This is a genomic window from Leptospira johnsonii (genome assembly GCF_003112675.1).
GTDB lineage: Bacteria > Spirochaetota > Leptospiria > Leptospirales > Leptospiraceae > Leptospira_B > Leptospira_B johnsonii.
This window is the reverse complement of the sequence record NZ_BFAY01000006.1, coordinates 62,007-74,661: the sequence shown is the minus strand read 5'-3', so window position 1 is coordinate 74,661 and position 12,655 is coordinate 62,007. Positions and strand designations below refer to the sequence as shown.

Annotated in this window: 10 protein-coding genes; 7 read left to right on the top strand and 3 right to left on the bottom strand. The window is 41.3% G+C overall.

Annotated elements, in window-relative coordinates; all coding sequences use genetic code 11:
* The first annotated feature begins 281 nt into the window (after positions 1–281).
* The 3 genes from LPTSP_RS03960 to rfaD are packed head-to-tail and all read left to right on the top strand — an operon-like array spanning position 282 to position 4,173.
* On the top strand, positions 282–1,412 hold the full coding sequence (locus tag LPTSP_RS03960) for an A/G-specific adenine glycosylase (protein WP_108927542.1): 1,131 nt from the start codon (positions 282–284) through the stop codon (positions 1,410–1,412).
* Between the two features lie 22 nt (positions 1,413–1,434).
* Positions 1,435–3,192 carry a UbiD family decarboxylase gene (locus LPTSP_RS03955; protein ID WP_108927541.1) on the top strand — a complete coding sequence of 586 codons (1,758 nt, stop codon included), beginning with the start codon at positions 1,435–1,437 and terminating at the stop codon, positions 3,190–3,192.
* Positions 3,193–3,204: 12 nt separating this feature from the next.
* Positions 3,205–4,173 (top strand): ADP-glyceromanno-heptose 6-epimerase, encoded by a 969-nt coding sequence (gene rfaD / locus LPTSP_RS03950; RefSeq protein WP_167396405.1) that lies wholly within the window; start codon positions 3,205–3,207, stop codon positions 4,171–4,173.
* Between the two features lie 33 nt (positions 4,174–4,206).
* On the opposite strand, the gene LPTSP_RS03945 is transcribed toward rfaD, so the two are convergent.
* The 3 genes from LPTSP_RS03945 to LPTSP_RS03935 form a co-directional block, all read right to left on the bottom strand.
* The gene (locus LPTSP_RS03945) at positions 4,207–4,509 is read right to left on the bottom strand and encodes an ArsR/SmtB family transcription factor (RefSeq protein ID WP_100769362.1); all 303 of its coding nucleotides are present in this window, start codon (positions 4,507–4,509) and stop codon (positions 4,207–4,209) included.
* A 455-nt stretch (positions 4,510–4,964) separates the two neighbouring features.
* Positions 4,965–5,735 carry an SDR family NAD(P)-dependent oxidoreductase gene (locus tag LPTSP_RS03940; protein ID WP_108927539.1) on the bottom strand — a complete coding sequence of 257 codons (771 nt, stop codon included), beginning with the start codon at positions 5,733–5,735 and terminating at the stop codon, positions 4,965–4,967.
* The gene (locus LPTSP_RS03935; RefSeq protein ID WP_108927538.1) at positions 5,719–6,423 is read right to left on the bottom strand and encodes a histidine kinase; all 705 of its coding nucleotides are present in this window, start codon (positions 6,421–6,423) and stop codon (positions 5,719–5,721) included. The genes LPTSP_RS03940 and LPTSP_RS03935 overlap by 17 nt, the downstream gene beginning before the upstream one ends.
* Positions 6,424–6,741: 318 nt before the next feature.
* Between LPTSP_RS03935 and recN the strand changes: the two genes are divergently transcribed.
* From recN to LPTSP_RS03915, 4 genes are all read left to right on the top strand, one after another.
* On the top strand, positions 6,742–8,448 hold the full coding sequence (recN, locus tag LPTSP_RS03930; protein ID WP_108927537.1) for a DNA repair protein RecN: 1,707 nt from the start codon (positions 6,742–6,744) through the stop codon (positions 8,446–8,448).
* A 135-nt stretch (positions 8,449–8,583) separates the two neighbouring features.
* Complete coding sequence (locus LPTSP_RS03925; RefSeq protein WP_108927807.1) at positions 8,584–9,189, top strand: MotA/TolQ/ExbB proton channel family protein; 606 nt, start codon at positions 8,584–8,586, stop codon at positions 9,187–9,189.
* Between the two features lies 1 nt (position 9,190).
* Positions 9,191–9,658 (top strand): ExbD/TolR family protein, encoded by a 468-nt coding sequence (locus LPTSP_RS03920; protein ID WP_108927536.1) that lies wholly within the window; start codon positions 9,191–9,193, stop codon positions 9,656–9,658.
* 89 nt (positions 9,659–9,747) lie between these two features.
* The gene (locus LPTSP_RS03915; RefSeq protein ID WP_108927535.1) at positions 9,748–12,645 is read left to right on the top strand and encodes a BamA/OMP85 family outer membrane protein; all 2,898 of its coding nucleotides are present in this window, start codon (positions 9,748–9,750) and stop codon (positions 12,643–12,645) included.
* The last annotated feature ends 10 nt before the right edge of the window (positions 12,646–12,655 follow it).

Below are 12,655 nucleotides of genomic sequence, written 5' to 3'. Positions count from 1 at the left end.
TTCGGGCAACGCTAGCGCTTCGGTCCTTTCGCAGCGACCCATAGGGAGCGAGAAAACGACCGTCTTTGACGAGTCGGTGACCGAAAGGTCAAACGAGATAATAGATGAAATCAAAACGATAGGATAGGATCGAAAACTTTTCTTGGGTACCACCGACCAGCCCCCTTCACAGCAGCCCCCACCCAGAGAAGGGCGGGGAGATCAATTTTGTAGGAATTCCAACAAATCGACTTCGAAAACTCCTTTTCGCCCTGGAGTAGAAGGCTTGGATAGTCAGATAAATGCGCGCGAGTCTGAAACAAAAGGAAACCGATCCTCAAAACTACGAATTCGATCCTAAAACGAATTTGAAGCTTAGAAATTGGTTCGTCCAAGAAAAAAGAGAACTCGCATTTCGAAAAAACAGAACTCCTTATTCTACTTGGGTGAGCGAGATCATGCTGCAACAAACAAGGGTTGCTGCAATGCTTCCTCTTTACGAAAAGTTTATGCATCGATTTCCAAAACCGGAAGATCTTGCGATCGCCGAAGAAGAGGAAGTATTTCGTTATTGGCAAGGACTCGGTTATTATTCCAGAGCCAAAAATCTTTTGGCTGGAGTTCGGATCTTAGTCAACGAGTTCGGCGGAAAATTCCCGAAAACCTTGGGAGAGGCACTTTCTCTTCCGGGTGTCGGACCTTATACTGCCCGAGCTATTCTTTCCATTTCTTATAACTTACCTTTCGCTGTTTTAGATGGAAACGCAAAAAGAGTTCTCTCCCGTTTGTTCTTGTTTAAAGAGTCCGGACCTAAAGCGGATGCTGCCTTACAAAGGATAGCTGATTCATTTTTAAATTTGGAATCTCCCGGAGACCATAATGAAGCAGTTATGGAATTGGGAGCTCGTATCTGTATTCCAAAACCTTTATGTACTGAATGTCCTCTACAGGATGATTGTTTGGCCTACCAAAACGGAATACAGGAAAGTATTCCGGAAATGGAAAAGAAAAAAAAGGAAATCCTTTTAAATATCCGTTTTTACATTCTGAAAACCAAACAAGGTATACTTCTTGTTCGTTATCCGGAGAGAAGATTTTTTAAAACGATCTATTCTTTGCCTTTTTTGTTCGAAGGAAAAAATCCTTACGAAGCTGACCCTATTTTGGATTGGAATTTAAAACCGACTGACCTTGGAATCAAATTTAAACACACGATTACTCATCATAAGATCCAAGGTTTTGTTTCCGAAGCAGAACTGGATCAAAAATCAGAAAAGAAGATCCTCGAAAATTTCCGCAAAATCCGTCCTTCCATAGAGATCAAATACTGTAATTGGAAAAATTTAGAGACTGAATTCCCTTCTTCTATCGCAAAAAAGATCAAACAGACCCTGGCTAAAGAAGGAACAATTCTGCCGGGTTTAGAAAAGTAAACTGATATTCAAAAGGAAAACTATGAGCATTCGATCCACTTCAGAATTCGTAAAAGAACTTTCTAAAAAAGGTGAACTTTTGGAGATCAAAGAAGAAGTAGATCCAGTCTTAGAGATCGCAGAAATCCAGAGAAGAGTAGTCTCCAAACGAGGACCTGCACTTCTATTTTCGAATGTAAAAGGATCCAAATTTTCCGTTGCCACTAATTTATACGGCTCGGAGAACCGGATCAAGATCGCATTTGGAGAGGATCCGGAAAAGTTTATTCAAAAAATTGCATATACTGCAAAACATCTTATGCCTCCCACTCCCAAAAAAGTATGGGAAGCAAGATCACTTGCCTGGACTGCTTTAAAAGTAGGTCTTAGGAAAGTTAGCAAGGCTCCTGTTTTGGATTCCGAGTTAAAGAGTCTAGATGAATTGCCTGCATTAAAATCCTGGCCTAAGGACGCAGGAAGATTTATCACTTTACCTTTGGTGTATACAGAAAGTCCCAAAACCGGAAAGGGAAATTTGGGAATGTATCGTATCCAATTCCACGAACCTAAACTCACAGGGATGCATATACAGATCCATCGAGGAGGAGGCTTTCATTATTCGGAGGCCGAAGCAGAAGGGAATGCGTTACCGGCTCATATCTATGTAGGAGGTCCGCCAGCACTTACAATTTCCGCTGTGGCTCCTTTGCCCGAAGAGATAAGTGAATTCCTTCTCGCTTCACTTTTGTTAGGTGAAAGACTCAAAGTGATTAAAAACAAAAAGATCAGTCCATTACCGATTGTTGCGGATGCAGACTTTGCGTTGATCGGAAAAATTCCTCCCAAGATCAGAAGACCAGAAGGACCTTTTGGAGATCATTACGGATATTATGCATTAAAACATGATTATCCAGTATTCGAAGTGGATAAAATTTACGCTCGTAAGGATGCAATTTGGCCTGCGACAGTTGTAGGACGTCCTCCGCAGGAAGACCATTGGATCGCAGAATATCTTCAGCATTTATTATCTCCTATGTTCCCGATTGTAATGCCTCAGGTAAAAGGAATTTGGGCCTATGAAGAGTCCGGAGTACATTCTTTAGCTGCCGCAATCGTAAAAGAAAGATACAAAAAAGAAGCATTCATGGGAGCCCTTAGGATTTTGGGAGAAGGACAATTATCTCTCACTAAATTCCTGATCGTAACCGACCAAGAAGTGCCTTTGATGGATTTTAAAACTACTTTCATAGCCGCACTAGAAAGATTCCAACCGGAGACAGACTTACATATCTTTTCCAATATTTCTCAAGATACTTTAGATTATACAGGACCGAAAGTAAACGAAGGAAGTAAGGCAATTCTACTGGGAGTCGGACCTAAAACCCAAAAACTAAAACCTAAGATCACCTCTAATCTTAAAAATTCTAGATTCAAAAATCCGAAAGTATATTGCCCTGGGGTATTAGTGGTTTCCGGACCGAAATACAAAAAAGGAGACGGTGTATTAGAGTTACTTCGTAAGGAAGCGATCACCCAAGGATTTTTATTTGTATTCTTAGTAGATGATTCTGGAGAAGCAACTAAATCCGATCACGATTTTATCTGGAATGTATTCACTCGATTTGAACCTGCAGCAGATATCTACGGAGATTCTAAGGTGGTTCGAAATCATATTTCTTTCCAGGGTCCTATTCTCGTGGATGCTAGATTAAAAACTTGGTATCCTCCTGTCCTGGAAGAAGATCCTAAAATCTCCAAGCAGGTGGAGAATAGATTTGGTAGACTTTTGGATTCATTATAATCGAATGGAAGAATGGAAATGAAACGAGTAATCGTTACCGGTGGAGCCGGACTGATCGGAAGTAATATAGTTAGACTTCTAAACGAGCAAGGGATTTCTGATATCCTCGTTGTAGACCATTTGGGCATAACATCCAAATGGAAAAACCTAAGAGGTTTGCAATATACGGATTATTCTGAAAAAGAGGAATTTTTAGAAAAAATCCAGACCACAGATATCTTAAAGGATTATTCTCATATCTTTCATTTGGGAGCTTGTTCTTCCACAACGGAAACGGACGCTTCTTATTTAATTCGAAACAATTATGAATATACTAAGATCTTAGCGGAAGAGTCATTACGTAGGAAGATCCAATTCTTATACGCTTCTTCTGCAGCCACTTATGGGGACGGGCAATTCGGATATGACGATAAGGCTCCGATCCATTCACTCAAACCTTTGAATATGTACGGATACTCCAAACATATGTTCGATCTATATGCCTTAAAAAAAGGATTCTTAGATAAGATCACTGGAGTGAAATATTTCAATATATTCGGATTCGGAGAGGCTCATAAGGGAGACATGAGGTCCGTAGTATTAAAAGGATACGAACAGATCTCTTCCGAAGGAAAATTAAAATTATTCAAGTCCTACCGCCCTGATTATAAGGATGGAGAACAAAAAAGGGATTTCCTCTACGTAAAGGATGCAGCCAAGATCAGTCTATATTTGTTAGAAAATCGTAAATTTGGTTTATATAATGTGGGAAGGGGACAGGCGGAGACCTGGAAATCGCTTGCTTCCGCATTATTCAAGGCGATGGGAAAACCGGAAAACATAGAATATATGGAGATGCCCGAAAGTTTAAAGGCAAAATACCAATATTATACAAAGGCCGAGACACAGAAACTGATCTCCAGCGGTTACAAGGAAGGATTTACTGATTTGGAAACTGCGATTGCGGATTACGTGGATTTGATCAGAAAAGAAGAACAATAAAAGGGGCTCCTAAGAACCCCCCACAGCTATTAATTACTTAGAAAAGATCTGAAGTAAAGATTTTGCGAATGCTTTAAATTTTGCGTCTTTGATAGAGTAGAATACTTGATTGGAAACTTTTTTGCTTCCTAAGTATCCTGCTTCTTTCATTTTGCTAAGGTGCTGGGAAGCAGCTGATTGGCTGATACCAAGTGCGTCTACAAGTTCTCCTACGCTGTGTTCTTTTTTAGAAAGATGGAGAAGAATTTTCAATCTATCAGGATGAGCTACTGCTTTAAGTCCGCGGATAGTAGAATCCAGATGAGTTTTTTTAATGTCTAACTTTTGGGCTGCCATAATCTGCCTTCTGTTGTATTTGAATCCACTCTAACATAACCTTTGAAATTTACAAGGATTTCCGAAAACTATCTCTATTTTTTGCTAAATTATAATTCGTGTAAATTATGATATAATTATGTAAATAAAATGGAAAATAATTTATTACCAATTGTAGAATTATTAACCTCTATAGCTTACATATATTGAATATTATAACTTTCAATCCTTCGAATATTAGAAGCCTCTTACGTTTAGAAGATCCCAAAAATTCAATATTCTAATTTAACAATAAACGAAAAACGTACTATTATAAACTTCGAATTTGCCAGAATTCTAATTCAAGAAAACGTGTAGAAGAGTCGGCAAGCTTTCAGCCTAACTAAGATAGGCGAAATGGAAGTATTGAAGGCAAAAGTGTGGAAGAATTAGGGAAAACTAATGGACTGGAGAAAGGGATTGAAGAAACAAAGGGGTCAAATTTTGACCCCTCCCGAAATTTCCAAAACGACTCCGTCTACCAGATCGTTTTGAGCGATGAATACCGCAGTGCTTGCAATTTCATCCGGTCTACCCAATCTACCGATCGGAATTTGGGACTCCCATTTTTTGAGAGCTTCCGGATTCATGTCTTTCATTACCATTTCAGTTGCGATGAATCCTGGTGCAATCCCTGCAACGCGGATACCGTAACGGCTGAGTTCTTTCGCCCAAAGCCTGGTCATGGCTGCCACACCCGCTTTTGCGGCGGAATAATTGGTCTGGCCAGGGTTACCGTGCATGGATACGGAAGCGATCGGGATGATTACCCCTTTAGTACCGTTATTTACCATTTGGACCGCAGCTTCTCTACCTGTTAGGAATACTCCAGTTAGGTTAACGTCGATCACTGCCTGCCATTCTGCCAAAGACATTTTGGAGGCAACTTTACCAGTTTGTTTATCCGCCTTGATTAAGAGACCATCTCTTAGGATACCTGCATTCAAAATCGCGATGTCCACGGATCCGAATGCGGAAACCGCTTTTTCCATGAGTTCAACAGCGTCTTTTTCCTTAGAAACGTCTGTCGGAACTGCGATCACCTTAGCGCCGAGTGCTTCGATGTCTTTTTTGGCTTCTGCTAGTTTGTCTGCGGAGATATCCGATAGAACGATATTGGCTCCCAATTTCGCAAAATGAAGGGCCATCTCTTTGCCTAAACCTCCGGCAGAACCGGTGATTACGGCAGTCTTATTTGTTATTTCCAACTTGGTTGATTTCCTTACTTCTAATGGTTACGTAATTGTCGGTGAAAGGGATTTCTACTCTAGCGACAGTTTCAGCGACGTCTGTCTGGATCCTGAATAAGTTCGGATCAATATTCTCACTTTTGAGAAGGATCATGATAAGAGCGATCCCAAGACCTGCTCCCTCAGTATTGTCCATATTATCCATATAGAACTCGGCGATATCGTTGTATTCCATCGCCTTCTTCATTTTTTCCCTCATACGAGATTCTTCGATCTCGATCACAGGAGTATTGTTTACTACTTCGACTACCAAACCTTCGCTAGTATAGGTTACCGTAATTTTGACAAAAACGCCTCTGGCTAGACAACGTTTCCCGTATTCGTCGGCCATTTTTTCGGAGAAGTTCTGTTTGAACTGAGCCAGACCCTGGTCATAGTGATCTAGATTCCGGATATCCAAACCCAGATCTTCGAAGAAAACCCGCTTTTGGTTGGCTTTAACGCCGTTGATCGCCATTTCTTTGGTGATCGTATACAACATTTCGATGTATCTTGTTTGGCCCAATTTTTCCAGAACTTCCGTTAGAATACGCAAAACGTATTTTTCCAATTTGGAATTCATTCTGGAAGATTGAACGGAGATGCGGGAGCGGTTGAGGATGTATTCGGAGAGCTGGGCGTCTAATTGTTTGAAACTTTTTGCCATGCTCGTTTAGTCCTCTGTGGGAGAAAAATCGATACCCAGTGTTTCCTCTAGGAGGATTCATGCAATCAAAAATCAGGGGGTCCTAGATCTCAAAAAGGATACAAACGTAAAGGGCCGGCCGCGTCCTTCGCTGGGGTGGTGAGAATCCGACTAGCGAAATTTAGACAAATCTCATTTTTAGAAATATTATTAAACCCTTATATTCTATAGAATTTAGTCTTCTATGAATCCTGTAAATTTTTGAAATACTATACAAAAAAATAGTTTACAAAAGTATATAAACGTACGAATAGTATGACGTTGCAAAGAGGACAAATCATGCTTCAAACAATTACAATTCGAGATTTCGCATTAATTGAATCCGCTCAAATCGACTTAAGTAAAGGGCTGACCGCGATCACTGGAGAGACAGGTTCCGGAAAATCCCTCTTATTGGATGCTCTTTCTTCCTTACTCGGAGGCAAGAGCAGTACTATGGATATCCGTACAGGCTCGGATAAGTATTGTTTAGAAGCGGAGTTCGATATTTCCCAAAATTCAGCGGTTAAAACATGGATGCTGGAACATGGATTTCCACTCAATGGGTCGGCGATCGTGATCCGAAAAGAGTTCACCCGAGATGGAAAAACAAAGATACAGATCAATCATTCACTTTCTTCCGCTCAGGTGCTTCGAGGCCTAGGAGAGATCCTATCCGAAGTTCATAACCAGAATGACCAGATCTTACTTTTGGACAAGGCACAGCAGTTGGATATCCTGGATAGTTTTGCCGGTCTGCATACACTCAGAGGAGAAGTAAAGGAAGGGTTCTTAACCTATAAAAGCCTCAAAAAAAGACTAGAGGAATTGGAACTGTCTCATGCGGACAGAAACCGCAAAAAAGAGATACTTCAATACCAGATAGAAGAGATCCATACTGCCAATTTAAAACAGGGCGAAGAGGAAGAACTGAGTAAGGAAGAGAACTTGCTCGTCCACGGAGAAAAACTCGCAGAGAATCTGGATATTATTACAGGCTATTTGCACGAAAGTGAATCTTCCGTTTTAGGGATTTTTCCCAAGGTGCTTGCCGCTTCTGATAAGATCAAAGTTTTGAATGAATCATTAAATGAAATGGATTCCGCTCTCAAGGAAGCATACGTTACGATCCGTGAGATCAATACTACCGCCCAGGACCAAAAGGAAGAGGTATTTTTCTCTCCGGAAAGATTATCCCATGTGCAGTCCAGACTGGATCTGATCCAAAAGCTTAAGAAAAAATATGGAAATTCTGTTTCTGAAATTTTAGAAACAAAGAAGAAGGCAGAAGACGAACTTGCAGCCTTAGAGCAGAACTTAGATTCTAAAACTTCCTTGGAAAAAGAAAAGAAAAAGGCGGCAGACAAATTGACACAGGCTTGTTTGCAGCTTTCCAAATCTAGAAGAGAAGCGCTGAACAAATTCGAGTCCAAACTCAAATCAGAATTAGAAGTTCTGGGAATGAGAGGAGCAGGGTTGCAGGTAGTACTTCGTTGGGAGACAAGCCCAGAAGGCGAAGTAGAAGCCCAAGGAAAATCCTATTTGGTAAACGAATTCGGATTGGACCAGGCAGAATTCTATTTCAGTCCGAACCCTGGAGAAAAGCCAAGACCTCTCCGTAAGATCGCTTCCGGGGGAGAGATTTCTAGAGTGATGTTGGCCATCAAAAGTGTACTTGGTTCCAATTTCGACGGAAAAGTTTTAGTTTTCGACGAGATTGACTCTGGTCTGGGCGGAGAGATCGCTTCGGATGTAGCAAAAAAACTCAGAACTCTTTCTAAAACTCACCAAATCATTTTGGTCACACATTTACAGCAGATTGCCGCTGCTGCAGACCATCATCTTCTTGTGAGTAAACGATTAAAAGAGGGAAGAACTGTCTCCGAAACTGAATTCCTAGGAATGGAGGAGAGAACGATGGAACTTGCGAGAATGATTGCGGGTCAAAATATCTCCAAAGGCGCCCTCCATCACGCGAAGGAATTACTCAAAAAGAAGGCTGTATAATTCACCTTCTTGGGTTCCCATTTTTTACCGGGGCAGAATGTTCCGCTCCGGTAAAAAGGAAAACTTCCTTTTAAAAATCGTTTGGCAGGGACAGCCGAGTTGGAAACCCTACTCCTTGGAGAACCTCAAGCCGATATGATTCTTGCCAAAACAGATTCTTTGGTTTCCATTATTCCGCCGGAAACCGTACCCATTCTGATCCTTCTAGTTTCTATAGTGGGATTTACGATAATCATAGAAAGGCTGATCTTTTTCTCTCGTTGGAAGTCCATTAGTCCAGACGACTGGAGAAGGGTAAAAGATCTACTCAGAGAGAAAAACTATGACTCCGCTTCTGACCTGATGAGAAGCCTTAGCCAAGGACCTGTCTCCCAGGTTTTACAAGCTGGTATTACGCAGTTTAAAAGAAATTCATCTTCCGTGGATGACGAAATTTTAACCCAAGGATTAAACCAGATCCAGAGAATGGAAAAATTCCTTTCTCCGTTAGCTACCATTGCAACGATCTCTCCACTTTTAGGAGTATTGGGGACAGTTCTTGGGATCATTCGCTCCTTCGCAGAAGGCTCCGGAACCAGAGGAGCCGAAGTAGGGATCAGTGAGGCGTTGATCACCACAGCTATGGGACTTGCAGTAGCGATCCCAGCTTATATTTTCCATAACTTCTTCCAAAAGAAAAAAGAAGACGCGATTTCCGAAATGGAAAGTCTTTCTGAGCAGGCGCTTAGGTTTTTAAAATAAAATGAAATTCAAAAAATGGAATCGGGGAGAAAGCGGAAGTTTTAGGGCAGGCCAGATCGAGCTTGCTCCTATGATCGACGTTATCTGCTTCATCGTAATTTATTTTTTGATGAATGCGACCTTGGAAAAATCCACAGTCGTAAAAATAGAACTCCCTAGATCTTCCAGCACTGCTCAGGAAAAGAAAAAGGACGAATTGGTAATCACTGTCAATAAGGACGGGAAAATTTTTCTAGATAAAGACACTGAGCCTGTTCCTTTGGAAAAACTGACAGAAAAGATAAAATTGTTCAATGGCCAAAACCAAGGCGACGACAAAGACAAAAAAGAACAGAGTAAAAATCGGGTGATTATCAGAGGAGATGGCGGAGCAAGCTACCAAACCATCGTCAAAGTGATCGATAAAGTGAACGAAGCCGGAGTAACAAGATTTAATCTTGCAATGGTTCGTCAACCGGGAGGTCAGTGATCCGCTTAGGTGGATCTAAAGACTTATTTCGAGAAGGTTCTTTACTTTCTCGATTTTTAATAAAGCCTTAAGGCGATTTCAAAAGACTCTTGAAACGAAAAGCATCTATATATAAATCCTTTGCCGTTATTTTTGTAAGCGGATTCTTTTTTTACTCCGGCGAGATCTCTCAACTTTTCTCTAAAAAAAGCGATTATTTCGGAAAGATCGTAAGAGAAATAAAATTTAGCGGAAATAAGAACACTTCCGACTCGGATATCAGCGGTCTTTTGGAATTGAGAACAGGTAGACTTCTGACAAAAGGAGTAATAGACCGAGACTTAAAGGCATTATTCGCTTCCGGATTCTTCTACTTTATAGATATCAAAGCGGAAGAGATGGACGGAGGTGTCCGTGTCACCTTTGAACTCAGGGAAAGACCTCGGGTTAAAGACATCGAATTTGTCGGAGCGGATGAAGTTTTTCCAGCTGATCTCCGGGACAAAATGCCTCTTAAGGATAACGAGGTGATCACTCCGCAAAAGGTCACTAAGTCCAGAGATATTATATTACAAAAATATAAAGATGAAGGATTCTTTCTCGCCTATGTAAAGGTCGAGCTTGGAAAGCCTGATCCCAAGACAAACTTAGTAAAGGTCCGTTTTATCATAGACGAGGGAGAAGAGATCCCGGTCGCAAAGATCAATATCTACGGTAACGAGACCATCGAAACTTCTGAGATCCTTGGACTCATGGAGTTAAAGGAAGAAGGTCTATTCGAAGGCGGTAACTTCAAAGAAAGTTCCTTCGAAAAAGATAAGGAAGTTATCCAAGCTTATTTAAGAAGTAAAGGTTATTTGGATTCGGAGTTGATCCGAGAAGGTACGAACTGGGAGATCCATTGGGAGAACCCCGAAAAGAAAAACAGAAGGGTAATCATAGTCAATATCAAACTGTATGAAGGACAGGTGTATTATTTTAACGGATATACTGTTGCTCACGATATGACTACTGACGGAGAAGGTAGACCAATCTTCTTGAACAAAGAAAATAATCCGCCCGAAACTCCTAAGGACAAATTAAAGCCTCTATTCACGATCCCAGAGATCGAGAAGTCTTTGGATTATAGCGCCAAAGATGCAGGAGAAGTTTTCGACGAGACTGTATTTTCCAGGGACAGGGCCACAGTAAACGAACTCTACGGTTCTAAAGGGCATATTTTTGCTCAGGTAATTCCAAGAAGAAAGATCGTTTCTTTGGATACGGAAAGTTTAGAATATTATGAAAATTGTGCCACCAGAAGAACCGAGCTGGAAAAAAAGGCCTGCGAAGAAGAATACAAACAATTAAACGTTCGTAAATTAAGAGAAATCTATAGAGATAATCCGGAACTAAGAGGACGTAAATTTGTTCACGTGGATTTCACCATTCGCGAGAACAACCTGGCACAGATAGAGAACGTAATCATCAAAGGTAATAAGAAAACCCAGGACAAAGTAATCCGAAGGGAGTTACTTTTCAAACCGGGAGACTTATTCGATTCTAGTTTGGTAAACCGTTCCAGGGAAAGGATCTTTAACCTAGGTTACTTTAAAGAAGTAAACTTTAACATGAGACCTGGTTCAGACGATACAAAGATGAACCTTGTCATTGAAGTATTGGAACAACCTACCGGAACAGTTTCCATGGGTGGTGGTTATGGGACCATCACTGGATTTACTATCTTCACCGAGATCGGAGAGAATAACTTAAACGGAACCGGCCAAAAAGTTTCAGGCCGTTTGGAATTCGGACCTTATCGTAGATCCTTCCAGATCTCTTGGACGGAACCTTGGATGTATGATACTCCTTGGTCCCTTTCACTTTCGATGTTCTATTTCTCTCGAAGTATATTCTTAGGTTCTACTTCCACGATCTCCATTTCAGATAGTACAACCGCGCCTACCGTTGAAAATGCTACTTATGATAATAACGGTTTAGGAGTTACAATGGGGGTTGCTCACAGGCTTGGGACCAACTGGACCCACTTCCATAGATATACTCCTGCTTTCTATTCTTATTCCAACCCAACGGCACTTGTGTCCGATGCGGTTTTGGCTAACGTAAGAAGGGGATGGCAGTTCCGTTCTCAGGTTACAAACGGTCTTGCTTACGATATCCGAGACAACGTATTCGCTCCTACTAGAGGTTACGATCTACTCTTCCAGGTGGATAACGTGGGGCAATACTTAGGTGGAACTTCTCACTTCGACCAATATAGGATATTAGCGGAATATTATCATACTTGGTTCGATTTTACGTTCGGAGGTTTGATCCGGAACAACGCTCTTCGCAGATGGAGAGTGGTCCAAGAATTCAGGACCTCCGATACATTCATTTTCCAAAGATCTCCTGCCGGAGGAGCTCATAACCAGGACCCCGTCCAGGATCCGTACATCCGTCCTCAGGATTTGCTCATTATAGGTGGCTATGAATCCTTAAGAGGTTGGTATTATAACGACCAAAAGTATCCTGTAGAATGGAGAGATGGTGCTCAGCATCGTCTTCTTTTCGATACGGAGATCCGTATTCCGATTGAACCAAGCTTATTGTGGCTTGTAGTCTTTTTGGATGGGGGAGCCCTATACGAACAGACGAACCGTGCAGTTGGAACAAAAAAAGATTATTTCGAATCTTATGATAAGAATAAAGAAGATCAGATTGCTGCGAACCCGATCGGTTGGTATATTCAAAATAATTTCAATTTGCAGAATGGACGTAAGGCCGACGTTACCTACGACGAATTGAATAATCCGGGAAGATTGATCCTATCATCGGATAACGTTGCTATGGATAGAATGAGATATTCATGGGGTGTTGGTCTTAGAGTCCAGATCCCTGTTCTTCCTCTTCGTATCTACTTCGCTCAAAAATTAAAACCTACCGGAAATTTCTGGGCACCTTTCGAAAGATACGAATCGGACAATGCATTCCAGTTCGTATTCGGTATCGGTGATTACCGATTCTAAGGAGTTTCTG